The sequence below is a fragment of the Actinotalea lenta genome, assembly GCF_030586465.1.
GTDB lineage: Bacteria > Actinomycetota > Actinomycetes > Actinomycetales > Cellulomonadaceae > Actinotalea > Actinotalea lenta.
Genome location: NZ_JAUQYP010000001.1, coordinates 1,951,157 through 1,976,673 on the forward strand (window position 1 = coordinate 1,951,157; position 25,517 = coordinate 1,976,673).

The 25,517-nt window shown below is 73.7% G+C and carries 24 protein-coding genes; 16 read left to right on the forward strand and 8 right to left on the reverse strand.

Features of this window, described 5'->3' with window-relative positions:
* The first annotated feature begins 16 nt into the window (after positions 1-16).
* The gene (gene miaB / locus Q6348_RS09310; RefSeq protein ID WP_304601018.1) at positions 17-1,648 is read left to right on the forward strand and encodes a tRNA (N6-isopentenyl adenosine(37)-C2)-methylthiotransferase MiaB; all 1,632 of its coding nucleotides are present in this window, start codon (positions 17-19) and stop codon (positions 1,646-1,648) included.
* 12 nt (positions 1,649-1,660) lie between these two features.
* Here miaB and Q6348_RS09315 read toward each other — a convergent pair whose 3' ends face one another.
* Both Q6348_RS09315 and Q6348_RS09320 read right to left on the reverse strand, forming a co-directional pair.
* Positions 1,661-2,101 carry a type III secretion system chaperone family protein gene (locus Q6348_RS09315; protein ID WP_304601019.1) on the reverse strand — a complete coding sequence of 147 codons (441 nt, stop codon included), beginning with the start codon at positions 2,099-2,101 and terminating at the stop codon, positions 1,661-1,663.
* Positions 2,098-2,577, reverse strand: a complete 480-nt coding sequence (locus Q6348_RS09320) for a type III secretion system chaperone family protein (protein WP_304601020.1) — start codon at positions 2,575-2,577, stop codon at positions 2,098-2,100. The genes Q6348_RS09315 and Q6348_RS09320 overlap by 4 nt, the downstream gene beginning before the upstream one ends.
* A gap of 59 nt (positions 2,578-2,636) precedes the next feature.
* Here Q6348_RS09320 and Q6348_RS09325 point away from each other — a divergent pair, with 59 nt between their 5' ends.
* From Q6348_RS09325 to dapF, 3 genes are read left to right on the forward strand one after another with little or no spacing between them, the layout of a single operon-like run.
* Positions 2,637-3,287 carry a hypothetical protein gene (locus tag Q6348_RS09325; protein ID WP_304601021.1) on the forward strand — a complete coding sequence of 217 codons (651 nt, stop codon included), beginning with the start codon at positions 2,637-2,639 and terminating at the stop codon, positions 3,285-3,287.
* Positions 3,284-4,222: a tRNA (adenosine(37)-N6)-dimethylallyltransferase MiaA gene (gene miaA / locus Q6348_RS09330; RefSeq protein WP_304601022.1), complete on the forward strand. Its 939-nt coding sequence runs from the start codon at positions 3,284-3,286 to the stop codon at positions 4,220-4,222. The genes Q6348_RS09325 and miaA overlap by 4 nt, the downstream gene beginning before the upstream one ends.
* On the forward strand, positions 4,219-5,139 hold the full coding sequence (gene dapF, locus Q6348_RS09335) for a diaminopimelate epimerase (protein ID WP_304601023.1): 921 nt from the start codon (positions 4,219-4,221) through the stop codon (positions 5,137-5,139). The genes miaA and dapF overlap by 4 nt, the downstream gene beginning before the upstream one ends.
* Before the next feature lie 4 nt (positions 5,140-5,143).
* Here the strand turns inward: dapF and Q6348_RS09340 are convergent, their stop codons facing one another.
* Positions 5,144-5,743, reverse strand: a complete 600-nt coding sequence (locus Q6348_RS09340) for a class I SAM-dependent methyltransferase (RefSeq protein WP_304601024.1) — start codon at positions 5,741-5,743, stop codon at positions 5,144-5,146.
* A gap of 176 nt (positions 5,744-5,919) precedes the next feature.
* Between Q6348_RS09340 and hflX the strand changes: the two genes are divergently transcribed.
* The 3 genes from hflX to Q6348_RS09355 are packed head-to-tail and all read left to right on the forward strand — an operon-like array spanning position 5,920 to position 10,537.
* A complete protein-coding gene (hflX, locus tag Q6348_RS09345) occupies positions 5,920-7,434 on the forward strand; it encodes a GTPase HflX (RefSeq protein WP_304601025.1) in 1,515 nt (504 codons plus the stop codon).
* A gap of 17 nt (positions 7,435-7,451) precedes the next feature.
* Positions 7,452-9,524: an ATP-dependent DNA helicase gene (locus tag Q6348_RS09350; RefSeq protein WP_304601026.1), complete on the forward strand. Its 2,073-nt coding sequence runs from the start codon at positions 7,452-7,454 to the stop codon at positions 9,522-9,524.
* A gap of 32 nt (positions 9,525-9,556) precedes the next feature.
* On the forward strand, positions 9,557-10,537 hold the full coding sequence (locus tag Q6348_RS09355; RefSeq protein ID WP_304601027.1) for an L-lactate dehydrogenase: 981 nt from the start codon (positions 9,557-9,559) through the stop codon (positions 10,535-10,537).
* A 39-nt stretch (positions 10,538-10,576) separates the two neighbouring features.
* On the opposite strand, the gene lexA is transcribed toward Q6348_RS09355, so the two are convergent.
* Complete coding sequence (gene lexA, locus Q6348_RS09360) at positions 10,577-11,308, reverse strand: transcriptional repressor LexA (protein WP_304601028.1); 732 nt, start codon at positions 11,306-11,308, stop codon at positions 10,577-10,579.
* A gap of 200 nt (positions 11,309-11,508) precedes the next feature.
* Here lexA and Q6348_RS09365 point away from each other — a divergent pair, with 200 nt between their 5' ends.
* Positions 11,509-11,904 (forward strand): LysM peptidoglycan-binding domain-containing protein, encoded by a 396-nt coding sequence (locus Q6348_RS09365; RefSeq protein WP_304601029.1) that lies wholly within the window; start codon positions 11,509-11,511, stop codon positions 11,902-11,904.
* Positions 11,905-12,045: 141 nt separating this feature from the next.
* Complete coding sequence (nrdR, locus tag Q6348_RS09370; protein ID WP_304601030.1) at positions 12,046-12,519, forward strand: transcriptional regulator NrdR; 474 nt, start codon at positions 12,046-12,048, stop codon at positions 12,517-12,519.
* Between the two features lie 52 nt (positions 12,520-12,571).
* Here nrdR and Q6348_RS09375 read toward each other — a convergent pair whose 3' ends face one another.
* Together Q6348_RS09375 and serA are read right to left on the reverse strand one after the other, a co-directional pair.
* Positions 12,572-14,185 (reverse strand): AMP-binding protein, encoded by a 1,614-nt coding sequence (locus tag Q6348_RS09375; protein WP_304601951.1) that lies wholly within the window; start codon positions 14,183-14,185, stop codon positions 12,572-12,574.
* A gap of 127 nt (positions 14,186-14,312) precedes the next feature.
* Positions 14,313-15,512 carry a phosphoglycerate dehydrogenase gene (gene serA, locus Q6348_RS09380; protein ID WP_304601031.1) on the reverse strand — a complete coding sequence of 400 codons (1,200 nt, stop codon included), beginning with the start codon at positions 15,510-15,512 and terminating at the stop codon, positions 14,313-14,315.
* Between the two features lie 115 nt (positions 15,513-15,627).
* Between serA and Q6348_RS09385 the strand changes: the two genes are divergently transcribed.
* Positions 15,628-16,500 carry a matrixin family metalloprotease gene (locus tag Q6348_RS09385; protein WP_304601032.1) on the forward strand — a complete coding sequence of 291 codons (873 nt, stop codon included), beginning with the start codon at positions 15,628-15,630 and terminating at the stop codon, positions 16,498-16,500.
* On the opposite strand, the gene Q6348_RS09390 is transcribed toward Q6348_RS09385, so the two are convergent.
* Entirely contained in the window at positions 16,491-18,776 is a 2,286-nt protein-coding gene (locus tag Q6348_RS09390) for a HelD family protein (protein WP_434061993.1), read from the reverse strand. The two genes, Q6348_RS09385 and Q6348_RS09390, sit on opposite strands and share 10 nt — an antisense overlap.
* Before the next feature lie 119 nt (positions 18,777-18,895).
* Here Q6348_RS09390 and Q6348_RS09395 point away from each other — a divergent pair, with 119 nt between their 5' ends.
* From Q6348_RS09395 to Q6348_RS09410, 4 genes are all read left to right on the forward strand, one after another.
* Positions 18,896-20,071: a PP2C family protein-serine/threonine phosphatase gene (locus Q6348_RS09395; protein WP_304601034.1), complete on the forward strand. Its 1,176-nt coding sequence runs from the start codon at positions 18,896-18,898 to the stop codon at positions 20,069-20,071.
* A 73-nt stretch (positions 20,072-20,144) separates the two neighbouring features.
* Positions 20,145-21,053 carry a PAC2 family protein gene (locus Q6348_RS09400; protein WP_304601035.1) on the forward strand — a complete coding sequence of 303 codons (909 nt, stop codon included), beginning with the start codon at positions 20,145-20,147 and terminating at the stop codon, positions 21,051-21,053.
* Positions 21,054-21,078: 25 nt separating this feature from the next.
* Positions 21,079-22,425, forward strand: coding sequence for an MFS transporter (locus tag Q6348_RS09405; RefSeq protein ID WP_304601036.1), 1,347 nt, complete (start codon positions 21,079-21,081; stop codon positions 22,423-22,425).
* Between the two features lie 220 nt (positions 22,426-22,645).
* Positions 22,646-22,849, forward strand: coding sequence for a cold-shock protein (locus tag Q6348_RS09410; protein ID WP_304601037.1), 204 nt, complete (start codon positions 22,646-22,648; stop codon positions 22,847-22,849).
* Positions 22,850-22,927: 78 nt separating this feature from the next.
* Here Q6348_RS09410 and Q6348_RS09415 read toward each other — a convergent pair whose 3' ends face one another.
* Positions 22,928-23,740, reverse strand: a complete 813-nt coding sequence (locus Q6348_RS09415) for a spermidine synthase (RefSeq protein ID WP_304601038.1) — start codon at positions 23,738-23,740, stop codon at positions 22,928-22,930.
* A gap of 61 nt (positions 23,741-23,801) precedes the next feature.
* Between Q6348_RS09415 and Q6348_RS09420 the strand changes: the two genes are divergently transcribed.
* Both Q6348_RS09420 and dinB read left to right on the forward strand, forming a co-directional pair.
* Positions 23,802-24,257, forward strand: coding sequence for an SAV_6107 family HEPN domain-containing protein (locus tag Q6348_RS09420; protein WP_304601039.1), 456 nt, complete (start codon positions 23,802-23,804; stop codon positions 24,255-24,257).
* Positions 24,258-24,268: 11 nt separating this feature from the next.
* A complete protein-coding gene (gene dinB / locus Q6348_RS09425; protein ID WP_491535403.1) occupies positions 24,269-25,513 on the forward strand; it encodes a DNA polymerase IV in 1,245 nt (414 codons plus the stop codon).
* The last annotated feature ends 4 nt before the right edge of the window (positions 25,514-25,517 follow it).

Here is a 25,517-nt window from a genome sequence, read left to right on the forward strand (position 1 = left end):
CTTACCCTGGTGCGCGATGACGAACACCTCGACGACGTACGCCCCTGACGGCGACGGGTCCTTCATTTCCGCGGCCTCCACCACGCCGTCCGGCACCTCCACGTCCGGCACCGCCGCGGATGCCCCGTCCGCGCAGCCCGGCCCGGATCGGCGCACCTATCTGGTGCGCACGCTCGGGTGCCAGATGAACGTGCACGACTCCGAGCACATGGCCGGGCTCCTCGAGGCGGCCGGTCTGGTGGCAGCCGACGCTGAGGACGCCGCGGCATGGGCAGCCGACGTCGTCGTGCTCAACACGTGCGCCGTGCGCGAGAACGCCTCGACCAGGCTGTACGGCAACCTCGGTCAGCTCGCCGCGCTCAAGGCCGACCGACCCGGGATGCAGATCGCCGTCGGCGGCTGCCTCGCCCAGAAGGATCGGGGCGAGATCCTGCGGCGTGCTCCGTGGGTCGACGTGGTGTTCGGCACCCACAACATCGACGTGCTGCCCCGGCTGCTGCAACGGGCCCGCCACAACGAGCGGGCCCAGATCGAGATCGCCGAGTCGCTCCAGGTCTTCCCCTCCACGCTGCCCACCCGGCGGGAGTCGGTGTACGCCGGCTGGGTGTCGATCAGCGTCGGCTGCAACAACACGTGCACGTTCTGCATCGTGCCGTCGCTGCGGGGCAAGGAACGCGACCGGCGGCCGGGGGAGATTCTTGCCGAGGTCGAGGCCCTCGTGGCGACCGGGGCGGTCGAGGTGACGCTGCTCGGGCAGAACGTCAACACCTACGGGGTCGCGTTCGGTGACCGCACGGCCTTCGCCGACCTGCTGCGCACCGTCGGTGCGGTGCCCGGCATCGAGCGCGTGCGGTTCACGTCCCCCCACCCTGCCGCGTTCACCGACGACGTGATCGCGGCGATGGCCGAGACCCCCACGGTGATGCCGTCGCTGCACATGCCCCTGCAGTCCGGCTCCGACCGGGTGCTGCGCGCGATGCGCCGCTCCTACCGCTCGGCGCGGTTCCTGGGCATCCTCGACCGGGTGCGTGAGGCGATCCCGAACGCCGCGATCAGCACCGACGTCATCGTCGGGTTCCCTGGTGAGACCGAGGAGGACTTCGAGCAGACCCTTCGGGTGGTCGAACAGGCCAGGTTCTCCTCCGCCTTCACGTTCCAGTACTCGCCGCGGCCCGGGACGCCGGCCGCGGACCTGCCCGACCAGCTGCCCAAGGAGGTGGTCCAGGAGCGCTACGACCGGCTGCTGGCTCTCCAGGAGCGCATCTCCGCCCAGGAGAACGCCGCGCAGGTCGGCCGGACGGTCGAGGTGCTCGTCGCCGAGGGCGAGGGGCGCAAGGACACGGCGACGCACCGCATCAGTGGCCGGGCGCAGGACAACCGCCTGGTCCACCTCGCGCTGCCCGCCGAGCTCGCGGGCTCTGAGCCCGGGGCGCCGGGCGTGCCCCGACCGGGCGACGTGGTGACGGTCCGGGTCACGCACGGCGCGCCGCACCACCTGGTCGCCGACTCCGCGTTGGACGGCGGCCCGTTCGAGGTCCGCCGAACCCGGTCCGGTGACGCGTGGCAGGCGGCCCGCGACGAAGCGCACGAGCATGCGACCACGGTGACCGAGGGCCCCGTCCCGCTCGGCATGCCGGCGCGCCGCTGAGCCGGTCAGGACTCAGCCCGGCTGTGCCGGGGCCGTGGCACGGAACAGCTGGATGCTGGTCGCCAGGCCGCAGTCCAGCAGCAGCGCCAGCTGGGCATCGGTGACACCGTGCTCGAGGTCGACCGACATCTCCCCGTACAGGGCCAGCCCGTCGTCCTCCTCGCGCAGGTAGGCCTTGGGCCAGATCCGGTCCCGGTTCCAGTCGTTGACTGCCAGGAGCGCCGCGGAGCGCCGCTCCACCGGCAGCACGTGCTCGGCCCGCCCTCGCACCTGGAGCACCTCGTCCCGCTCGCCGAGCAGGATGAACCAGAACCGGTGCCCGTTCCACACGCCCGTGACGTCCCCGTCCTCGTCGGCCCGGGTGTGGTAGCCCTCAGCCTGCAGGTAGGCGGCGATCCGCTCGCGCGTGACCGGGGTCGGTCGCTCGGGCCGGGCCGGCGGCGCGGCGCTCATGACGCCTGCCCCGCAGGGTCGGGGTAGCGCAGGTCGAGCTCGTCGAAGAACGCGCCGGAGGACGCGAGGCCACACTCGATGAGCTGACCGAGCTGCTCGTCGGTCACCCCGGCGCCCAGCTCCGTGGCGACCTCGCAGATCGCGTGCACGGAGCCGTCGTCGCGGACCCGCAGATACGCCTTGGGCCAGACCTTCTCAGCGTTCCATGTGTTGCAGATCTCGAGCACCTCGGTGAGCCGCTCGATGCTGAAGGAACGGTTCCACTGCCCGCGGATCTGCAGGATCTCCTGGTCCTCGCCGAGCGCGAAGAGGTAGTAGAGCCGCCCGCGCCACAGGCCCCCGGTGTCTCCGTCCCGGTCCACGAACCACGCGTAGCCCCGCCCGTCCATCCAGGCGCGGATGCGCTCAGCACTGAGCGGCGGGGTCGCCGTCGCGTCCGGCGGCGGCTCCCGCCGCGCCTTCGTGAACCAGCCCATCGTCGACCAGGGTAGCGCCGCGCGCGGTGGTGGTCGTCCGTGCGGGCTACCGTCTACCCGTGCTCGTCGCCGCAGCCCTGCTCCCGCCCACGGCCCTGCTCGTGCCGGGGGTGGCAGGGCGCGCCGACCCGCTGGCCGCCGAGCGCTCGGCCGCCCTGGCGGCCACGGCCTGCGTGCTCGCGGCGGCGCCGGACGCCCTCGTGGTCGTCGTCCCGGGGACGCTGCGTGCTGAGGGCCGGCTGCGGCCCGTGTTCACCGCAGCGGGCGTTCCCGACGTGCGGCCCCACACGGCCGGGGATGTCGACGACGTGCCCGCCGCGGTCGGCCTGTGGCTGGCGCTCGAGGCCGGGTGGGCGGGGTCCGTGCGGGCCCTCGGCGCCGTCGACCCCGGGGCGGTCGCCGCAGAGCTGGGGGGCCCCGAACGGGTGGGGGCGCTGCTGGTGGGGGGCGGCAGCGTCCGCCGCGGACCGGATGCGCCACTACCCGAGGACGCGCGGGCAGAGTCCGCCGACGACGCCCTGGTCCGGTGGGTACGCTCCCTGGACCCGTCGCAGGCCCCGGACCGGTCGCTCGCCGCCGAGCTCGGCATGAGCGCCGTCGAGCCGGTCGCGGCCCTCGCCGCGCTCGGTGCGCCGCTGCGGTGCACCGCGGTCGCCGCGACGCTGCCCCTGGGCGCCACGTACGTCGTCGCGACCTGGGAGGCGGCGTGAGGGTCGCCGTCGTGGGTCCCACGGCCACGGGCAAGTCGGACCTCGGCCTGGACCTCGCCCGTGCCCTGCGCGGCGAGGTGATCAACGCCGACGCGATGCAGCTGTACCGGGGCATGGACGTCGGGACCGCGAAGCTCGGGCCCGCGGAGCGCCGCGGGATCGCGCACCACCAGCTCGACGTGCTGGACGTCGGCGAGGAGGCGTCCGTCGCGGCCTACCAGCGGCACGCGCGGGTCGACGCTCAGCGGATCGAGGCGCGAGGCCGCCGGGCGGTGGTCGTCGGAGGGTCGGGGCTGTACGTGCGGGCGCTGCTGGACCTCATGGAGCTGGCGCCCACCGACCCCGAGGTGCGCGCCCGGCTCGAGGCACGCGCACGCGAGGAGGGGCCGGGGGTCCTGCACGACGAGCTCACCCGGCGCGACCCGGGCGCGGCGGCGGCGATCGGGGCGACCAACGCCAGGCGGCTGGTTCGTGCACTGGAGGTCCTCGAGCTCACCGGGCACCCGCCACGCCCTGCGCTGCCCGAGCCGGAGTACCTCGTGCCCGCGCTCCAGATCGGCCTGGACTGCCGCCGCGGGGTGCTCGACGCGCGGATCGAGGCCCGCGTCGAACGGATGTGGTCGGCCGGTCTGGTCGACGAGGTGCGGGCGCTGGCCGGCCGGATGGGGCGCACGGCAGGGCGCGCCGTGGGTTACGCGCAGGTCCTCGCCCTCCTGCGCGGTGAGGTCGACGAACGGGGGGCCAGGGAGTCCACCGTCGTCGCGACCAGGCGTCTCGCGCGCCGCCAGATGAGCTGGTTCGGTCGCGACCCGCGCGTGCACTGGCTCGACGCGACGGACCCGGACCTCGTGGCCCGAGCACTGGAGCTCGTGGCGGCCGCTGACGCGGGACGGCTGCCCGAGCCGCGCGCCGGGCGCCGTACGCTCGGGTCATGACCGCTCCGCTCGCCGTGACCAAGGGTCACGGCACGCAGAACGACTTCGTGCTGCTCGACGACCGCGACGGCGTGATGGACCTCGACGCGGACCTGGTTCGAGCGCTCACCGACCGGCGGGCCGGGATCGGTGCCGACGGCGTGCTGCGGCTCGTGGGCAGCGGCCGCCTGGAGGCCGGCGCCGCGGCGCTCGCCGAGGACCCGGCCGCGACCTGGTTCATGGACTACCGCAACGCGGACGGCTCCGTTGCGGAGATGTGTGGCAACGGGGTGCGCGTGCTCGCGGCGTTCGCGGAACGGCTGGGCGTGTGGGACGGCACGGGTGAGCTCATCCTGGGCACGCGTGCCGGGGTGCGCAGGGTCCGCAGGGTCACCGGACCGCCGGCCGCGGCCACCTGGTACGCCGTGGACATGGGCGTGTGGTCGTTGCCCCGGGCGGACCGGGCCGTCGCGGACGGCGCGGATGCCGAGGTCACCGTGCCGGGCCTGGCCGTGCCGCGGCCCGGGCTGAGTGTGGACGTGGGCAACCCGCACACCGTTCTCGCGCTGCCAGGGGTGGACGAGCTGGACGCAGCCGACCTGACCACCGCACCGCGGGTGCTCCCCGTCCCGCCCGCCGGCACCAACGTGGAGCTCGTGGTCCCCCTGGGGGAGCGCCGCACGGACGACGGCGTCGTGGGGGCGGTGCGCATGCGGGTGCACGAACGTGGTGTCGGGGAGACGCGGTCCTGCGGGACCGGGGCGTGCGCGGCGGCGCTCGCGGTGCGGACCTGGGCCGGCGCAGGTGCGCCCGACGTCTGGCAGGTGGAGGTGCCGGGCGGCGTGGTGCGCGTCACGGTGTCCGGGGACCGCGTCGAGCTCGCGGGCCCCGCAGTCCTGGTCGCGGACGCCGTCGTGGACCTGGAGGCTCTGCGCTGAGCGCTCACCTCCGGGGTTCGACGCGGAGCACCCGGTACCCCTTGGCGCTGGCTGCCTTCGAGGTCGCGAAGCCCTGCCCCCGCAGCCAGTCCGCGAGCGAGTCCGACCCCAGGGTGCGCTGCACCACCAGCCACGCCTCACCGTCGGCGTCCAGGCGGTCGAGCCAGCGCGTCAGCATCGCGTGCAGCGCCTCCTTGCCGACCCGGATCGGCGGGTTGGACCAGATCGCGGCGAACGACACATCGTCCGGGACGTCGTCCGGCTCGACCACGTGCAGGTTCGCCAGGCCCAGGCCGTCGGCCGTGCGTCGGAGCAGGTCGAGCGCACGTCGGTTGACGTCCACCGCCCAGACGGTGGCCCCGGGAGAGTCCAACGCCAGGGTGAGCGCGATCGGGCCCCACCCGCACCCGAGGTCGAGCAGGTGCCCGGTGGCCGGCGGCGTCGGCACACCGCGCAGCAGCACGCGGGTGCCGAGGTCCAGCCGTCCCGCGGAGAAGACGCCGGGAGCGGTGTGCACGACGACGGGGCGACCGGCGAGCTCGACGGTCAGCGTGCTGCGCTCGTCGGCCGACGCGGGTTCGGCGGTGAAGTAGTGCTCGACCACCCGCGCACCCTACCGAGGGGGTCGCTCGGTGCGGGCTGACCGAGCCACCGGGCCGCTCCGACCGGCCGGATCGACGATGGGCGGCCAGGGCGCCAGCGGTCGCCGCTGCGCCCGTGGTGAAATCACTCGCTGCGCCGGCATCGAGGTGCCAGGCTTGACCACGACGAAAGGTGCGCATGACTCCCACTTCCTCCGAGCACGGTGCGTCGCGGGCTCCCCGCGACCCCGCGGACCTCGCCGACGACGTCGTGGCGCGGGTGCTGGCCAGGGCCGGGCGGAACACCGTCGACGAGACCCTGACGGACGCCGACGGTGAGCAGCTCGACCGCGCCGAGCGTGCAGCGCTGCGACGGGTCGCGGGGCTGTCGACGGAGCTCGCGGACGTCACCGAGGTCGAGTACCGGCAGCTGCGCCTGGAGCGCGTCGTGCTCGTCGGCCTGCAGACGGGCGGCGACCCTGCCGAGGCTGAGGTCTCGCTGCGCGAGCTCGCGGCGCTCGCCGAGACGGCCGGCTCGGAGGTGCTCGACGGCCTGCTGCAGCGCCGTGCCCACCCGGACGCCGGCACCTACCTGGGTTCGGGCAAGGCCGCCGAGCTGGCGGACCTCGTGGCGGACACCGGTGCGGACACCGTGATCGTGGACGGGGACCTCACGCCGTCCCAGCGTCGTGCGCTCGAGGACGTCGTGAAGGTGAAGGTGGTCGACCGGACCGCGCTGATCCTGGACATCTTCGCCCAGCACGCCAAGTCCAGGGAGGGCAAGGCACAGGTCGAGCTGGCCCAGCTGGAGTACCTGCTCCCGCGGCTGCGCGGCTGGGGTGACTCGATGTCGCGGCAGGCCGGTGGTCGGGTCGCCGGTGGTGCGGGCATCGGGTCCCGTGGTCCCGGCGAGACGAAGATCGAGCTGGACCGCCGCCGGATCCGGACCCGGATGGCCAGGTTGCGGCGCGAGATCGCCCAGATGGGCCCGGCGCGCGCGACCCGACGGTCCGGCCGGCAGCGCCACCACGTTCCCGCCGTGGCCATCGCCGGCTACACCAACGCCGGCAAGTCGAGCCTGCTGAACCGGCTGACCGGCGCCGGCGTCCTGGTCGAGAACGCGCTGTTCGCGACCCTGGACCCGACCGTGCGGCGTACCCAGACCCCCGACGGGCGGACGTACACCCTCAGCGACACCGTGGGCTTCGTCCGGTCGCTGCCGACCCAGCTGGTCGAGGCATTCCGGTCCACGCTCGAGGAGGTCGGCGAGGCGGACGTGCTGCTCCACGTGGTCGACGCCTCTCACCCGGACCCCGAGGGCCAGATCGCCGCCGTGCGCGGCGTGCTCGGCGAGATCGAGGGCATCGAGCACGTGCACGAGATCGTGGTGCTCAACAAGTCCGACGCTGCCGATCCGGACGCGCTCGCGCGCATGGTGCGGCGTGAGCCGGGTGCCGTGGTCGTCTCGGCCCGTACGGGTGCGGGGCTGACCGAGCTCCGCGAGCGCATCGCCGAGGCCCTGCCCCGGCCGCAGGTGGACGTGGCCGTCGTGGTGCCGTACACACGGGGCGACCTGGTCAGCCGTGCGCACGACGAGGGCGAGGTCAGTGTCGAGCACACCGCCGACGGCACCCTGGTCCGCGGACGCGTCGCGCCGGACCTCGCCGCCGCTCTGCACAGCGCGGCGGACCGCGCCCCGAGTCGCGGCGCCTGAGCACCTAGGCTGCCGGGGTGGATCCGGCCGAGCTGCTCGACGAGGCGGTGCACGCCCTGGGTGGGGTGCGGCGCGAGGGGCAGCGCAGGATGGCGACCGCGGTCGCGGCTGCGTTCGAGGCCGGCGAGCACCTGCTGGTCCAGGCCGGTACGGGGACCGGGAAGTCGTTGGCGTACCTGGTGCCGGCGGTGCGGCACGCCGTCCTCGCGGACGAGCGGGTCGTGGTCTCGACCGCAACCCTGGCGCTGCAGAGGCAGGTCATCACGCGCGACCTCCCCCTGGTCGCGGCCGCGGTCGCCCCTCATCTGCCCCGGGCGCCGCAGATCGCCCTGCTCAAGGGCTGGCACAACTACGTGTGCCGGCACAAGCTCGAGGGCGGCTACCCGGCGGACGAGCCCGCCGCGCTGTTCGACCTCGGTGACGTCCCCGGGGCCGCGGACCACCCGCAGGCCCAGGCGTCCGAGCTTGGCCGCCAGGTGGTGGCCGCGCGGGAGTGGGCGCAGGAGACCACGACGGGGGACCGGGACGACCTCGTCCCGGGCGTGAGCGACCGCGCCTGGCGGCAGGTCTCCCTCACGGCGATGGAGTGCCTCGGGCAACGCTGCCCGCTGATCGACGAGTGCTTCCCGGAGGCCGCCCGGCGTCGGGCTCACGAGGCAGACGTGGTGGTCACCAACCACGCCATGCTCGGGATCGCGGCAGCCGGCTCTGCCGGGGTGCTGCCCGAGCACGACGTCCTCGTGGTCGACGAGGCGCACGAGCTCGCGGACCGGATCACCACGCAGGCCACGGCGGAGATGTCGCCGGCCGTGGTGCTGCACGCGGCCGGTCTGGCGCGACGGTTCGGCGGAGCGGACGTGGAGGCACTGGAGGGCGCCGGGCAGGCGTTGGCCGTCGAGCTGGGCGCCGTACCCGAGGGGCGGTTCGCAGGCGGGCTGCCTGCCGGTCTCGGTACGGCGATCGCGACGGTGCGGGACGCTGCGCGCGCGACGCTCACCGCCCTGCGGCCGGCGTCCGGTCAGGTACCGGACGGTGGCCTGACCATGGCCACGTCGACCGTGACGGTGCTGCACGAGGTCGCCGAGCGGATGCTTGCCGAACCCAGCCCCGACGTCATGTGGTGCAGCCGCGACGAGCGGCCCGGCCAGCGGGGTTCCGGCGGCCCGCGGGTGCTCGCCGCGCCCCTCGACGTCGCGGGCCTGGTGCGCGGTGGTCTGCTGGCCGGGCGCAGCGCCGTGCTCACGTCCGCCACGCTGACCCTCGGTGGCAGCTTCACACCACTGGCGATCGCCGTCGGGCTGTCCGCTCGGGACGAGGTGCGCGAGCCGGGGTGCGACTCGCGAGGGGCCGGGCCGCCCGGGGCCGCGGAGGACGGACCGGACGGCGGAGCGTCACCCACCGGGCAGCCCTGGCGGGGCCTCGACGTCGGGAGCCCGTTCGACCACGGGCGCGCGGGCATCCTGTACGTCGCGCGCCACCTGCCGCCGCCGGGTCGGGAGCCGGCCACCGAGGCCCAGCTCGACGAGATCACCGCGCTCGTCGAGGCGGCCGGTGGGGCCACCCTCGGGCTGTTCTCCTCGCGCCGGGCGGCCGAGACGGCCGCCGTGGCGATGCGTGAGCGCCTGGACGTCCCGGTGCTGTGCCAGGGCGACGACCAGCTGCCCACGCTCGTGGCGCGCTTCGCGGAGGATGAGTCCACCTGCTTGTTCGGCACGCTGTCGCTGTGGCAGGGCGTGGACGTGCCCGGCCGTGCGTGTCGCCTGGTGCTCATCGATCGCATCCCGTTCCCGAGGCCGGACGACCCGGTCAGAGCCGCGCGCACGGAAGCCGTGGAGGCAGCGGGCGGCAACGGGTTCATGGCCGTCTCCGCCACGCACGCGGCGTTGATGCTCGCCCAGGGGGCCGGTCGCCTGCTGCGGACCGATGCCGACCGCGGCGTCGTCGCAGTCCTCGACCCCCGCCTCGTCACCGCGCGATACGGCGAGTTCCTGGCCCGCTCGCTGCCGCCGTTCTGGCGCACCACGGACGGCGGCGTGGCGCGTGCCGCTCTGAGCCGGCTCGCCGCGCGGCCTCCGGAGGTCGCCCCCTAGGCTGTCGGGCACCTGACGGGGAGGGGTGTCGCGTGAGCGAGGAGACCAGGCCGGGCGTCGACCGGCGGACCACCAAGCTGGCCGTCGTCGGCGCCGGGAGCGTGGGTGCGACCGTCGCGTACGCGGCCCTGATGCGGGGTGTGGCGCGCACCGTCGCGCTCTACGACATCAACGCCGCCAAGGTCGAGGCTGAGGTCCTCGACCTCGGCCACGGCATCCAGTTCATGCCGATGGCGCAGGTGATCGGTTCCGACGACCTGGCCGTGTGCGCGGACGCCGACGTCGTGGTCGTCACCGCTGGTGCGAAGCAGAAGCCCGGTCAGACCCGCCTCGACCTGGCCGAGGCGACGATCGGCCTGGTCAACAGCCTCATGCCGAAGCTCGTCGAGGTTGCACCGGACGCCGTCTACATCATGGTGACGAACCCCGTGGACATCGTCACGCACGCGGCCATCCGGGCCTCCGGGCTGCCGGACGGTCAGCTGTTCGGATCCGGAACCGTGCTGGACTCCAGCCGGCTGCGCTGGCTGATCGCGCACCACTGCAACGTGGCGGTGCAGAACGTGCACGCCTACATCGCCGGCGAGCACGGCGACTCCGAGATCCCGTTGTGGAGCTCGGCCTCGGTGGGCTCCGTCCCGCTGCTCGAGTGGCGCGGCACCAAGACGGGCAACGGTCCGTTCGACGAGGCGACCAGGAGGCGCATCGCCGAGGACGTGGTGGGGTCCGCCTACAAGATCATCGAAGGCAAGGGGGCGACCAACTACGCGGTCGCCCAGGCGGCGACCCGGATCATCGAAGCGGTGCTCAAGGACGAGAAGCGCGTGCTGCCGGTGTCCTCCATGCTCCAGGACTACTACGGGATCGGGGACGTGTGCTTGTCCGTTCCGTCCGTCGTCGGGCGTCGCGGTGTCGAGGCGCGGCTCGAGGTGCCGATGTCGGACCAGGAGCTTGCGGGACTCCAGGACTCAGCGCGCTCCCTGCACGCGGTCGCGGAGCGCTTCGGGCTCTAGCGACGCAGGAGCTCGAGCCGCGCCACCCGACGAGGTGGCTCACAGGCTGCGCAGCACGCTCACGACGCGTCCGAGCACCACGGCGTCGTCGCCGTCGATGGGGGAGTACGCAGGGTTCTGTGGGAGCAGCCAGACGTGGCCGTCCGCGCGCTTGAGCGTCTTGACCGTCGCCTCGCCGTCCAGCATCGCCGCGACGATCTCGCCGTTCTCGGCCACAGGCTGACGACGCACCACGACCCAGTCGCCGTCGCAGATGGCGGCGTCGATCATGGAGTCGCCGACGACCCTGAGCAGGAAGAGGTCACCGTCTCCGACGAGCTGACGCGGGAGGGGGAAGACGTCCTCGACGAGCTGGTCGGCGAGGATGGGCCCGCCGGCAGCGATACGGCCGACCACTGGGACGTACGAGGGCGTCGGGCGCTCGGTGGCGTCCTCGGCGACCGGGGCGGAGAGCTGACCGATGGACCGCGAGTCGTCCGGCTGGACGATCTCGATGGCCCGCGGGCGGTGCGGATCCCGGCGGAGGTAGCCCTTGCGCTCGAGCGCCTGGAGCTGGTGCTTGACCGATGACGGGCTGGTCAGCCCGACGGCGTCGCCGATCTCCCGCATGCTCGGCGGGTACCCCCGCTGCTCGACGCTGGACCGGATGGTCTCCAGGACCAGGCGCTGGCGCGGCGTGAGCCCGTCACCGTCGGCCGGCCCGTCGGGCAGGGTGTGCACGCTCGCGAGGTCGCCCTCGGGCTCCGTCGGCGGCGTGGTGCTCGATGCCACGGTCTCCTCCAGGTCTCCGGGCCGCCCCGGTCGTGTCGGTGGTCGGTGATGGTCTGTCCTCGTGCCACTCAGCGTAGGGCGGCGCAGCACCCGGATCAAACATCTGTTCGAGCGTGTCTCGACAAGCGTCGGATCGCCGTGCTAGACATCGTACAGATGTATGACGAACGTGTGTTCGAGATCGACGAGGAGCGAGCGAGATGACCGCCATGACGTGGGAGGCGCCCATCGGCGCCGGGCCGGCTCAGCGGGCTGCCGCACCGATCGGACGGGCCATGCTGGGCGGCCGCAGCCGGCCGAGTGGGGCGCAGCTCCGGCTGACGAGGCGTGGCCGGGTCGTCCTTGCCGTCCTGGCACTGCTGGTCGTCGGTCTGTGGACGATGCGGCCGGACGGGGCCGCCGCCGGCGGTGGCGCGGAGGCGGTCCCGGTGGCTGTCGTGACGATCTCCCCCGGGCAGACCCTGTGGGGCATCGCTGCCGGGGTTGCGGCGCCCGGCCAGGACGTCCGCGACGTCGTGGCGGAGCTGATCTCGTTGAACGGGCTGGCCAGCTCCCAGGTCCGCGCCGGCCAACAGATCCTGGTGCCCCAGGACTGAGGTCGACGCGCCTGAGCACGGCCCCGTCGTCTCACGTGCACCTGGCGGTGGCTGAGCGAGTTGGGGATCCTTGCCCAGCCGAGTGCCCGGCCGTACGGTGACCCCGGGGTACCCGCGGGGTGTCCTGGGAGGGGAGCGCCGGTGCACTGTCCGTTCTGTCGGCACAGCGACTCGAGGGTCGTGGACTCGCGTACCTCGGACGACGGTGCGTCGATCCGTCGCCGTCGTCAGTGCCCCCAGTGTCAGCGGCGGTTCACCACCATCGAGACCGCGAGCCTCGCGGTGGTGAAACGATCCGGCGCCACGGAGCCGTTCAGCCGGGAGAAGATCATCAACGGCGTCCGCAAGGCGTGCCAGGGCCGGCCCGTGAGCGAGGACGACCTGGCGTTGCTCGCCCAGGGTGTCGAGGAGACGCTTCGTGGCACGGGCAGCGCCGAGCTCGACGCACACGAGATCGGCCTCGCCATCCTCGGGCCGCTGCGCGAGCTCGACGTGGTGGCCTACCTCCGGTTCGCGAGCGTCTACCAGGCGTTCGACTCCCTCGACGACTTCGAGGCGGCGATCGCCACGCTGCGCGCCGATCGGCTCGAGCGGCCCGAGGTGACCGCGGACTGACGGGGCGAGAGGACCGCCCGTCCGGTGGCTGCCTCTGCGCGACCCGGCCCGGTCAGCCCCGGTCGATCAGCTGCTCACGGACGACGCGGCGCAGGACCTTGCCGATCTGGGACCGGGGGAGGTCGGGCAGCACCACGAGGTCGCGCGGGTGCGCGTAACGGGCCAGGGCGCGGTCGCTCCAGGCGCGGACGGCGGCCAGCTCGACACGAGAGGTGCCCTCCGCGAGCACGATCGCTGCCACGACGCGCTCGCCCAGATCGCCACCCGGCAGTCCGACCACGGCCACGTCGGCGATCTCCGGCATGGTGCGCAGATGGTCCTCGACCTGGGAGGGGTACACGTTGTAGCCGCCCGTGATGATGACGTCCTTGATGCGGTCCACGAGCCGGAGGAAGCCCCCGTCCTCACGAACCACCACATCGCCCGTGCGCAACCAGGTCCGCCCGTCGATCTCCACGAGCACCGCAGCAGACTCCTCCGGCCGGTTCCAGTAGCCCGGGAACACCTGCGGTCCGGAGACCAGGAGCTCGCCTCTCTCGCCGGGCGGCACGGGACGGGTCGGGTCGTCCGGGTCGACGACCCTGGCGTACGTCGAGGGGAACGGCACCCCCAGGGTGCCGGGCCTGCGGTCCGGGGACAGCGGGCTGCCGAGGGCCACCGGAGAGGTCTCGGTCATCCCGTAGCCCTCGATGAGCAGGCCGCCCGTGGCGCGCTCCCACGTCTGCGCCGTCTGGGCCGGCAAAGACATGGCCCCCGAGATGCCGTACCGGATCGACCCGAGGTCGACCCGGGCGTCGGCGGCGGCAGCCGCGAGGCGCTCGAACATCGGTGGGACGCCAGGAACGAAGGTGAGCGGACGACGCCGCTGGGCGTCGAGCACCAGCTCGGTGTCGAAGCGTGGTACGACGACCAGCGTCGCAGCGGTGCGCGCCGCATAGCTCAGGCACAGGGTCATGCCGAAGGCGTGGAAGAACGGCAGCGCCCCGAGGATCGTCTGCGAGCCGCGCTCGTGCCCGGTCCATGCCTGTCCCTGCGCGGCGTTCGCCGCGAGGTTGCGGTGCGTGAGGACGGCGCCCTTCGGGGTCCCGGTGGTCCCGCCCGTGTACTGCAGCAGGGCCGTGTCGTCCAGCTCGGGGTGCGGGTGCTCGGAGGGCAGGGCGGTGGCGTGACGGACGATCCGGTCCCACCGGGGCACCCCGGCGGGCACCCGATCGCGCATGGAGGCGCGGGTCTGGCGTGCCTGACGAACCGGCAGGTGCAGCGCCGCGCGCTTGACGGCCGGCAGGTCGGCGGCCAGGTTGACCGCGATCACGTGGCGCAGCGCGGTCTGATCGCGCACCTGCACGACACGCGCCACAGCCTTCTCCCACACGAGCGCGAGCGTCGCGCCGGAGTCGGCGAGCTGATGGGCCAGCTCGGTCGCCGAGTACGTGGGGTTGTGCTCCACGACGATGGCTCCCAGCCGCAAGGCCGCGTGGAAGAGCACGACGTGCGTGGCGCTGTTGGGGAGCACGAGCGCGACGCGATCCCCGCGCCGCACACCCATCGCCGCGAGCGCGCCCGCCGCACGTGCGACTCGCCTGGCGAGGGCGTCGTACGTCGTGACGGCGCCCAGGAAGTCCGTCGCGATCCGTGCTGGGAAGTCGCGCACGGCCTCGTCGAGCATGCGGGTCACCGGCTGGTCCACGGTCACGTCCGCGGGCACGCCGGGCGCGTACGACGCGAGCCAGGGGCGGGGGTCGTCTGTCACGGCTCCAGAGTAACCTACGGGTGCGTAGGTTACGACGGCGTAACTAGGACAGCACGCGTAGCCGGATCGTCTGGTCCATGTTCTCCAGGACGGTGACGGCATCGGGCGCCAGGCCCGCCGCGACGTCCGTGACGACGTAGCCGTAGTCCCCCTGGGTCGCCAGCAGCTGGCCGTCGATGTTGACGTCGTGGTCGGCGAACACCCGGTTGATGCCTGCCAGCACACCCGGGGTGTTGCGGTGCAGGTGGGTGAGGCGGTGCGCCCCCGTGCGCGCGTCCAGCGCGAGGTTGGGGAGGTTGACGCTCAGCATGGTCGAGCCGTGCCGGATGTAGTCGCGCAGCTTGTTGGCCACGAACTGCCCGATCGCCTCCTGCGCCTCCTCGGTCGACCCGCCGATGTGCGGCGTCAGGATGACGTTCGGGAGGCCACGCAGGTCCGAGGTGAACGGGTCGCCGCGGCGCTTGGGCTCCTCGGGGAACACGTCGATGGCCGCACCGCCGACGTGCCCGGACTCGATCGCCTCACGTAGGGCGGTCGGGTCGACCACGAAGCCGCGGGAGAGGTTGAGGAACAGGGCGCCGGGCCGCATCTTCTCCAGCTGTGCCCGGCCGAACAGCCCCGCGTTGCCCGGCCGGCCGTCCACGTGGAGCGTGACCACGTCCGCCACCTCGAGGAGCTCGTCCAGCGAGCCCATCCGTCGCGCGTTGCCCAGGGCCAGCTTCTCCGCGGTGTCGTAGAACACCACGGACATCCCGATCGACTCCGCCAGCACGGACAGCTGGGTGCCGATGTTGCCGTACCCGACGATCCCCAGGGTGCGGCCGCGCACCTCGTGCGCGCCTTCGGCTGACTTGTCCCACACGCCGGCATGCAGGGACTTGTCGCGCTCGGTCAGGCGGCGGGTCAGCGCGATGATCTCCGAGACCGCGAGCTCGACCACCGATCGCGTGTTGGAGAACGGGGCGTTGAACACCGCGATGCCGCGCTCGGCGGCCGCGTGCAGGTCGATCTGGTTGGTGCCGATGCAGAACGCACCGATGGCCACCAGGTCGTGGGCCTGCTCGAGCACCTCACGCGTCACGTGCGTCTTGGAGCGGATCCCGAGCAGCTGCACCCCCGCGAGCGAGCTGCCGAGCTCCTCGGTGTCCATGGCGCCGGTCCGCGCCGTGACGTCGACACCGTCGGACGTCAGCAGGCTGGTGGCGAGCGGGTGGAGGTTCTCGAGCAGGAGGGCGTTCAGCACGGACTCATCGTGGACCCGGTCGTCCCATGTGCCAAACGGCGCCCGTCTGGCGGACGGCCGGTAGGTCGCCCGACCGGCTCTCGGCGCAGCGTACCGACGCTGACATGCTGGTGTCGTGGGCGTGGGGGACGAGCTGAGGTCACGCCGGGTGCAACGACAGATGGCGCACGCGGCGCGTCGTCGGCGATCGTCGCTGCCCGGCCTCCTGGTCGTGGCGCTGGTCTGTGCCGTCGCACTGGTGGCCGTGGCGCACGCCCGGGGGCTGGACCTGAGGCGGCCCGGCGACCTGGCGGCGCTGTTCCGGCCGCAGGTCGTGGTGCAGGTGGACGGAAAGGCCTACGCGGTACCGCGCCCGGCCCCTGCGCACGGTCGGCTGCTCCCGGCCGTCCCGGTGACGACCACGGGCAGCTACGCCTTCCTCCACACCGTCGACGCGGGCCCGGTCGGGTACGACCCGTGCCGCCCCGTGCGCTACGTCGTCCGGCCGCAGGGCGCCCCGCCCGGCGGCGAGGAGCTGGTGACCCGCGCGGTCGCGGAGATCTCGGCCGCGACCGGTCTGGAGTTCGTCGACGCGGGGACGACCGACGAGGCGCCGACCGTCGACCGTCCGCTCCTGCAGTCCCGGTACGGGCAGGACTGGGCCCCGGTGCTCATCGCCTGGTCCACTCCCCGGGAGCTGCCCCAGCTCGCGGGCGACGTGGCGGGGATCGGCGGCTCGGCCGCTGTCCCGGGTGCCGACGGTCGGGGGACCTGGCTGGCGGCCGGGCGCCTCGCGCTGGATGCCGGCGACCTCGGCAGGATGATCCACGCGGGGCGGGCCGACGCCGCCGAGGCCGTCGTGCTGCACGAGCTGTCGCACGTGGTCGGGCTCGACCACGTGGACGACCCGGACGAGCTGATGTACCCGACGACGTCGCGTCGCGTCGACCTCGGTCCGGGCGACCGCGCAGGGCTCGCCCTGGTGGGTCAGGTCGCCTGTCAGCCCTGACCGTCCGACCGAGCCTCGTCGCCCGCACCGGTACGCGTCAGGCCGTCGGGCAGCTCGCCCTCGGTGACCACGTCGAGCGACCGCGTCGGTCGGGTCATCGCGACGTAGAGGTCGGCAGGGGCCATCGCAGTCGGCTCGACCAGCACGACCGCGTCGTACTCCAGCCCCTTGGTCGACCGCGGTGGCAGCACCACGAGGCGTGCGTCGAGGTCGTTTCGGCCCCGACCCGGCAGGTGGTCCGCGAGCTCGGTGGCCCCGAGCGCGGCGAGCAGTGCCGGGACTCGCGGTTCCGGCGCCACCACGGCCACCCGCCCACTGCCGTCCTGCGGCAGGGCCGCGACGGCCGCACGCGTGGCCGTCGCGGCGGTGGCCAGGAGCTCGCCGGTGCGGATCCGCAACGAACCCGGCACGCGACGCGCCGACGTCAGCTCCCCGAGCGGCAGCGCGGCCGCGCGCGCGACCGAGGCCGCAGCGTCCGCGACCTCGGCGGGGGTCCGGTAGTTGACCGTCAGCTCGGCGAGCCGCCAGGTGCCGCGCAGCACGGGGTCGAGGGCGGCGGACCAGCTGCGCGCGCCGGCCGCGGCAGCGGTCTGGGCGACGTCCCCGACGATCGTCAGCGACCGGGTCGGCACGCGGCGCAGCACGGTCCGCCACGCCATCGCGGAGAGCTCCTGCGCCTCGTCCACCACGACGTGGCCGTATGTCCACGCGCGGTCCGACGCGGCGCGCTCCGCCGTGGACAACCGCGGGCCGGACTCGGCGAAGCGCTCGGCAAGCAGCTCGGCCGACACCAGGCCGCCACCCGCGCCCGACCCGTTCAGCACGTCGCGCGCGTACTGCAGCTCCTGAGCGCGGCGGCGGGACTCCGACGCGGCCTGGGCGCGGGCGGCCTGGTCGTCCTCGCCCAAGAGCTCGGCGGCCTCGTCGAGGAGGGGGACGTCGGCCGGTGTCCAGGGCGCGCCCGGCTCGCGCCGCAGCGCGGCACGCTCCTGCTCGTCCAGCCAGGGCGCCGCTTGGGCGAGCCGCCAGGGCTTGGCCCACAGGTCCTCGACGAGCTTGTGCGGGGTGAGCGGCATCCAGGCGAGGTTCAGCGCGATGCGCACCTCGCGTGTGGTGCGCAGGTCCTCGATCACCTCTGCCCGTTCGTCGGGGGGCAGGGGCTGGTCCAAGACGGCTGTGTACTGCTCCGCAAGCCTGCCGAGCATCTCGCGGACGAAGCCCACGCGGGCCAGGTTGTGCGGCTTGCCGGTCCGCCGCGCGTGGGCGATCGCCTGTCGCACGTCGGCGGGCCGGACCTGCAGCCGCCGACCGTCGAGGTGCACCTCGACGGGTTCGGCGGGGACCCGCTGCCGAGCCTGCACCGCCGACTCGATCGCCCGGGCCATGCGCGCGTCACCCTTGAGCCGCGCGACCTCCTCCGGTTCACCGCCGTTGGCGACCACGCCCGGCACGAGGTCGGCGATGGTCGCCGTGACGACCCCGGTCTCGCCGAGCGAGGGGAGCACCTGGTCGATGTAGCGCAGGAAGGTCCGACTCGGCCCCAGCAGGAGAACCCCCGAGCGTTCCAGGGTCGTGCGGTGCGCGTAGAGCAGGTAGGCCGCGCGGTGCAGCGCCACGGCCGTCTTGCCGGTACCCGGCCCGCCCTGGACGACGAGCGCGCCGGTCATGGGAGCACGGATGATCGCGTCCTGCTCGGCCTGGATGGTCGCCACGATGTCGCCCATCCGACCGGTGCGCCCCGCGGACAGCGAGGCGAGGAGGGCGCCTTCGCCGGACAGCGTCGGCAGGTCGCTCTCGTCGACCCTGCTCAGGTCGAGGACCTCGTCCTCCACGCCCGTGACCGTGCGCCCACGCGTGACCAGGTGGCGGCGCCGCACGACGTCGTCCGGGCGCGCGGCCGTCGCGCGGTAGAACGCCTGCGCCGCCGGGGCGCGCCAGTCGGTCAGCAGCGGGGAGTGCTGGTCGTCCGTGAGGCCGATCCTGCCGATGTAGCGGGTCGAGCCGTCCTCGAGATCGAGCCGGCCGAAGGTCAGTCGCTGCTCGACGCCCTCGAGCTGGGCGAGCCGGTCCTCGTACAGAGTCGCGAAGGCGTCTCGCTCCGAGCGGTTCTGCGGCGAGCCGGACGGGCCGCTGCGGCGGACCTCCGCAAGCCGTGCCGCGGTCTGCTCGCGCAGTGCGTCCAGCCTGCGGTAGCGGACGTCCACGGCGGTCTGCTCGACGTCCACCTCGCTGCTGCGTCCCACTGAGCACCCTCCGGCTGAGAATCGGCCGTCCATTATCCGTCCTGCTGCCGCTCGCGCGCGCCGGTGTCCACGTCGCGCGCGCCCTCGGCCCCGGCGGGGCCACCGTCGAGCACCTAGGGTCGAGCACATAGGATCATCGCCGGGGTGAGGACGTGACCGAGATCACGACGTCGACGATCACCGTGCTCGTGGTCGGCGAGGACGACGCGGACGCCGAGCAGCTGGGGCTGCTCCTCGCGGACGCGCCGGTGGAGCTGCGCCGCGCGCGCACGGCCGACGAGGCCGTGGGTGCGCTCGACGTGGACTGCGTCCTGCTCGACCTACCGGCCTCCGAGGCCGAGAGCCTGTCGACGTTGCGGTGGTTCCTCCGCCAGCCCGGTACGCGCGCCGTCGTGGTGTGGACCGCGCAGCCCGAGCCGGGACTGGGCCTGCGGGTGATCGCCGCCGGCGCCCAGGACCTCCTGGTCAAGGGTGAGATGGGTGGCGCGACGCTCTACCGGGTGCTCCGCTACGCCGTCCAGCGGCGCCAGGCCGAAGTTCAGGAGCGTGAGATGTACCGGGCCCAGGTGCGTGACTACGAGGCCTCCCGCCTGGAACGCGCGCTGCTGCCGTCGCCACTGGTCGGCGACGGCTCGGTCGAGGTGCTCGTGGGCTACCGTGCGGGGCGCGACGGGCTGCTCGGTGGCGACTTCTACGACGTCGTCGAGCGCGCGGACGGCTCGATCGCCGCGGTCGTGGGGGACGTCGCGGGGCACGGGCCGGACGAGGCGGCCCTCGGGGCGACGTTGCGCACGGCGTGGCGCACCGCGACGCTCGCCGATCTGTCGCCACCTCGGGTGCTCGACGTCACCGAGCAGATCCTGGCAGCCGAGCGCGGCCGGCCGGAGATCTTCGCCACCCTCGTCATGGTCGTCGTCGGCCCGGACCGGACGTGGCTCGACCTGTACCTGTGCGGCCATCCGGCGCCGTTCCTCATCGGCCGGCCGACCGTGCCGCTGCCGTCCGACCGGCGGGGCAGGGCACTGGGCATCCCCGCCCTGGGCGGCTGGCAGGCGCGGCGTGTCGAGCTGCCCGATCGCTGGCGGGTCGCGCTGTTCACGGACGGCATGCTCGAGACCACCGTGGACGGCACCGACCATCGGCTCGGCGAGGACGGCCTGGCCGAGCTCATCGCCGACCAGGTGCGTTCGGAGCAGGCGCGTCACCGAGGCGGGGCGGGCGGGGCCACCATCGTGGACCGTGTCATGGAGGCCGTCTCGGTGCGGCACGGCGGGAACCTGGTCGACGACACGGCCTTGGTGGTGCTCGGCTGGGACGGCGGGCGCTGACCGTCGCCGGGGGAATGGTGCCGCGGACCGATGCGTTGCACCGACAAGAGGAAGACGACAGGAGGCCCCCCAGATGCGTGACCCGGACACCCTGTACACCGTGAACGAAGAGGTCGCCGAGCAGGTCGGCGACGCTCCGGTCCTGGTGCACCTGGTGCGCGGCTTCGTGGATGCCGGCGCCGCCGGACAGGTGGCCGCCGAGCACCTGACCGAGCAGTTCACCCCGCAGCGCCTGGTCACCTTCGACGTCGACGAGCTCGTGGACTACCGGTCCCGGCGCCCCATGATGACCTTCGACCGCTCCACCTGGAACGAGTACGACGAGCCGGAGCTCGCGATCGATCTCATGCACGACCGTGAGGGAGCCCCGTTCCTGCTGCTGCACGGCGTCGAGCCGGACATCCGGTGGGAGTCCTGGGTCGCCGCGGTCCGCAGGATCGTCGAGCGGTTCGGCGTCCGGCTCGTGGTGGGCGTGCACGGGATCCCGATGGGGGTGCCGCACACCCGGCCGCTGGGCTTCACCGCTCACGCGACCCGGTCCGACCTGGTCGAGGAGCACCCGATGTGGTTCGGGTCCGTCCGCGTCCCGGCGAGCGCGAGCGCCCTGCTCGAGCACCGTCTCGGTCGCTGGGGTCACGACGCGATGGGCTTCGCGGTGCACGTTCCGCACTACCTGGCCCAGTCGGCCTACCCGCAGGCGGCGATGGTCGCCCTCGGGCAGCTCGAGAAGACCACCGGGCTCGACCTGGCGTCCGGGGCCCTGGAGTCCGCCGCGCGGGAGGCGGCGGCGGAGATCGAGCGCCAGATGGCGGGTTCGCCCGAGGTGGCCTCGGTCGTGCACGCGCTGGAGAAGCAGTACGACGACGCCGTCCGGGCGATCGACGGTCCTGGCCTGCTCGGCGAGGACCTGCCGACCGCGGACGAGCTCGGCGCCGAGTTCGAGCGCTTCCTTGCCCAGCAGGAGGATGGCGGCGAGGGCTGACGGCGCGCTGGGCTAGCCTGCGCGGATGAGCGAGGCCGAGACCCACGCCGGTGCCGGGCGCGGGTCGGCGCGTGCCTGGACGGTGTGGCTGGCCGCGCTGGTGGCCTACGCCGTGGCGGTTCTGCACCGCACCTCGTTCGGGGTCTCGGGCATCGAGGCGGCCGACCGTTTCGGTGTGAGCGCGACGGTGCTGTCGACCTTCGTCATGGTGCAGCTGACCGTCTACGCCACGATGCAGATCCCGTCGGGGATGCTGCTGGACCGGTTCGGCTCGCGGGCGATGATCGCCGGCGGGGCGGTGCTCATGGCCGCCGGGCAGGGCCTCCTGAGCGTGACCCACGCGATCGGCGGCGCCTACCTCGCCCGCATCCTCATCGGTGCGGGCGACGCGGCGACGTTCATCGCGGTGGTCCGGCTCGTCGCGATGTGGTTCCCGGCCCGACGCGTACCCCTGCTGACCCAGCTCAGCGGGGTGACGGGGCAGGCCGGGCAGGTGGCTTCGGCCCTGCCGCTCGTGGCGGTGCTGCACGCACGCGGGTGGACGACGGCCTTCGGTGGGCTGGCGGCGATCGGCCTTCTCGCCGCGGCCCTGGCCTTCCTCGCCGTGCGTGACTCGCCCTCCGGCCACGAGCGGCCCGAGCGCTCCGGTGGTGTGCTGGCTCCGGTGCGCGCTGCGGCCAAGGAGCCCGGCACGTGGCTGGGTTTCTGGAGCCACGCGTTGTCCCAGTTCCCGCTCAACCTCTTCTTGCTGGCCTGGGGGTACCCGTTCCTGCTGGCCGAGGGGCTCTCGTCCGAGGCGGCCGGCGGGGTGATGACCGTCGCGGTGGTTGCCAGCGTGGTGTCCGGTCCGGTGATCGGCGAGCTCACCGCTCGCCATCCGCTGCGGCGGTCCTGGATCGTGCTCGGCACGGCCACGACCGTGGCCGCCGTCTGGCTCGCCGTGCTCGTGCAAGCGGGTCCCGCCCCGACGTGGATGCTGGTCCTGCTGGCCGCGGTGCTCGGAGTCGGGGGCCCGTCGTCGCTGGTCGGGTTCGACTTCGCGCGGTCTTTCAACGATCCGGCCCGGCTCGGCACCGCGACCGGGCTGGTCAACGGTGGGGGGTTCGCGTTCGCGGTGGTGGCGATCCTGGCCGCGGGGGTCGCGCTCGACACGCATCCCGGCCCGGAGCTGTCGCTGGGTGCATTCCGCGTCGCGTTCGCGATCCAGGGAGTGCTGTGGCTCGTCGCTGCCGCCGGCCTGCTCGTCGCCCGGCGGCGCACCCGCCGGCTCATGGCGTCCCGCGGGGTCGTGGTCCCGCCCGTGCGGGAGGTGCTGGCGCGGCGGCGGGACGGCCGCGCGACCGAGGTCTTCAGCCGGTCGCGTCGCGGTTGACACGACGGTGCCAAGAACCCTGGCGCCGGTGGCACCGCACGTGGGAGAGTATCGGTCGTTGCAGTGACGGCACACGTATGACCGCCTGCCCGACCCGTCGGGAGGGACCGTCATGGCCTGTTCTTCGCGGACCAGGACGTGGGACAGCATTGCGGCATGACATGCCGGGCGACCGACCCGGTGACGACGTCCCAGGTTGGACGAGGAACGAAGGAACAGCATGGCGCAGGGATCTGTGAAGTGGTTCAACGCTGAGAAGGGCTACGGCTTCATCGCGCAGGACGGCGGCGGCGCCGACGTCTTCGTGCACTACTCGGCGATCGAGACCCAGGGCTACCGCACGCTCGAGGAGGCCCAGCGGGTCGAGTTCGAGATCACGCAGGGCCCCAAGGGTCCGCAGGCGGAGAAGGTGCGCCCGCTCTGAGCGACCTGACCTGACTCGACGGGGCCGCACCGGGTGCGGCCCCGTCGCATGTCCGGGGCGGGCCGCTCCGCGCTGCGGTCACTCGATGGGGCGCGCGGACCGGGCGAAGTCCGCCGACTCGCCCGGGTCGAGCAGTCTGGCCGGCACGGCCAGGACCCGCAGCGCACGGGCGAGCCGACCCAGGTCGAAGCCCGGGCCGCCGGCCGCGAGGACCACGTTGCCGTACCGGCGTCCGCGCAGCACCGCGGGCTCGGCGACCACCATGACAGGGCCGACAGCCTCGGCCAAGGTTGCGGCCTCGGCCCGGGCGAGCGGGAGCGGTGGCCGGTCGACGCAGTTGACCAGGTAGAGGCCCTCGGGGCGCAGGACCCGGCGGACCTGCTCCGCTGCGGACCGGGTGGTCAGCTCACGGGGAGTCGCATCCCCCGCGAAGACGTCCCGCACCACCAGGTCCCACGAGCGTTCCGCCATGCCCGAGAGCGTCGTCAGGGCGTCGGCCGCGCGCACGCGCAGCGCGGGGGACCGGGGCAGCTCGAACCACTGGCGCACGCGCCGGACGAGCACGTCGTCGACGTCCACGGCAAGCTGGTGGGATCCCGGCCGGACCGAGTCCAGCCACCGTGGGAACGTGCAGGCGCCCGCGCCCAGGTGCAGTGCACGCAGCGGGCCGGGTGGCAGCAGGTCCACCACGGCGGCCATCTGCTGGTGGTACTCGAACTCCAGGTAGCGGGGGTCGTCGAGGTCCAGGCAGGAGCTGGGCACGCCGTTGACCAGGAGTGTCACCAGCTCGGGGCGCTCGGCGTCGACCACGAGCTGCGCGCTGCCGGTCGCGATCGGCACGGCCTCGACGGGCAGCAGAGCACGGGTGGCGCGATGGCGACGGGAGGGCACCGTGCCACGGTAGGGCAACGAAGGCTTGACGAAGGTCGAACAGATGTTCGACACTGGTCCGGTGACGAGACGGAGCACCACGGGTGGTCGCCCGGCGGCGGTGCCTGCCGGCGGGCGCCTGGGCGAGCCCTCCCTCCGGGTGCGCGAGCTCCTTGCGCGCAGTGACGCGGAGCTCATCGCCGCCGACCTCGCCGGCAGTCCTGACGAGCGTTTCGTGCACGGGCACCTGGCAGCACTGCGCGCCGGCGCTGCCGTGGTGGCGGCACGAGACCGTCTCGCCGGGCGCCGCCGTGGCCCTCGCCCGGTGTGGGAGCTCGCGGCTGCTGCCGCCCCGGAGCTCGCCGACTGGACGGCACGGTTCGCCGACGCGGCACCGCTGCGCGCCGCGGTCGAGACCGGGCGAGCCGACGTGGACGAGGAGCGTGCGGACCGCGCCGTTGCGGAGGCCGCCGACTTCGCCGCGGCCGTGCGCACTCTGCTCGCGGCGGACGAGTACCAGCAGCTGCGGGCGTCGTGAGTCGCTGGCAGGTGCCCGCGTCAGTCCGGCGCGGGTGGGGGGACGACGACGACGGATGCTCCATCTTGCACGTGGACATGGACGCGTTCTTCGCCTCGGTGGAGCTCCTGCGGCGCCCTGAACTGCGAGGACTGCCTGTGGTCGTCGGCGGGGACGGGCGATCGGTGGTGCTGGCCGCCACGTACGAGGCTCGCGCGTTCGGCGTGCACTCGGCGATGCCGATGGCCGCAGCCCGGCGACTGTGCCCGCACGCCGTAGTCATCCCGCCCCAGCGCGCTGCGTACAGCGCCGCATCGCGACAGGTCATGGCGGTCCTCGCCGAGGTGACGCCGATCCTCGAGCAGGTCAGCGTCGACGAGGCCTACCTCGACGTGTCCGGTGCGCGGCGCCGGCTGGGTCGGCCGGCCGAGATCGGGGCGCAGATCCGGGCCCGGATCCGCAGCGAGCTGGGTCTGGCGTGCTCGGTCGGCGTCGCGACCAGCAAGGCCGTGGCGAAGCTGGCCTCCGGGATGGCCAAGCCGGACGGCCTGCTCGTCGTGCCCCGGGCGGCGACCGTCGAGATGTTGCACGCCCTGCCGGTCGAGGCGCTCAGTGGGGTGGGGGAGGCGACTCGCGACCGGCTCGCCCGGTGGGGCATCGTCTCGGTCGCCGACGTCGCGGCCACCGACCTCGCCCTCCTGCAGCGGATCCTCGGGAGCGCGGGGGGCAGGCACCTGCACGACCTCGCGTGGGGGCGTGACCCCCGCCCGGTCGTGCCGAGTCGGCCCGAGCACAGTGTCGGCGCAGAGACGACCTTCGAGGCCGACAGCACGGATCTCGGCTGGGTCGAACGGAGGGTCCTGGAGCTGGCGGACCGCACGGCACGTCAGCTGCGTGAGCGGTCGACGCTGGCCCGCACCGTCAGCCTCAAGGTGCGGACGGCGGACTGGCAGACCCTGACACGCTCGCGGACCTTGACTGCCCCCACGGACGTGGCGCAGGAGATCTTCGGCGCCGCGCGTGCCCTCCTGGCCGGGGTGGACCTGTCCGGCCGCGCGGTGCGGCTCGTCGGCGTGCGAGCCGAGGGCCTGGTGCCGGCAGGGAACCGCCAACCGACCCTGGAGGAGGCGGCGGGCGGCGCGGATCGGGCGGCGGCCGAACGGGCCATGGATCAGGTGCGTCGGCGTTTCGGCGACGACGCGCTGACTCCCGGCACATCGATCGGTGAGCGGGACGCCTCCTCAACTACCGGACCCCGCGTCGCCGATCTATCCTGATGGT

Bases quoted from the DNA above. Each gene is read 5' to 3' on its own strand.
- miaB (WP_304601018.1), top strand. From the start codon at position 17: ATGACGAACACCTCGACGACGTACGCCCCTGACGGCGACGGGTCCTTC.
- Q6348_RS09315 (WP_304601019.1), bottom strand. From the start codon at position 2,101: ATGAGCGCCGCGCCGCCGGCCCGGCCCGAGCGACCGACCCCGGTCACG.
- Q6348_RS09320 (WP_304601020.1), bottom strand. From the start codon at position 2,577: ATGGGCTGGTTCACGAAGGCGCGGCGGGAGCCGCCGCCGGACGCGACG.
- dapF (WP_304601023.1), top strand. From the start codon at position 4,219: ATGACCGCTCCGCTCGCCGTGACCAAGGGTCACGGCACGCAGAACGAC.
- hflX (WP_304601025.1), top strand. From the start codon at position 5,920: ATGACTCCCACTTCCTCCGAGCACGGTGCGTCGCGGGCTCCCCGCGAC.
- Q6348_RS09365 (WP_304601029.1), top strand. From the start codon at position 11,509: ATGACCGCCATGACGTGGGAGGCGCCCATCGGCGCCGGGCCGGCTCAG.
- Q6348_RS09375 (WP_304601951.1), bottom strand. From the start codon at position 14,185: ATGCTCGACGAGGCCGTGCGCGACTTCCCAGCACGGATCGCGACGGAC.
- Q6348_RS09390 (WP_434061993.1), bottom strand. From the start codon at position 18,776: ATGGACGGCCGATTCTCAGCCGGAGGGTGCTCAGTGGGACGCAGCAGC.
- Q6348_RS09400 (WP_304601035.1), top strand. From the start codon at position 20,145: ATGCGTGACCCGGACACCCTGTACACCGTGAACGAAGAGGTCGCCGAG.
- Q6348_RS09405 (WP_304601036.1), top strand. From the start codon at position 21,079: ATGAGCGAGGCCGAGACCCACGCCGGTGCCGGGCGCGGGTCGGCGCGT.
- Q6348_RS09410 (WP_304601037.1), top strand. From the start codon at position 22,646: ATGGCGCAGGGATCTGTGAAGTGGTTCAACGCTGAGAAGGGCTACGGC.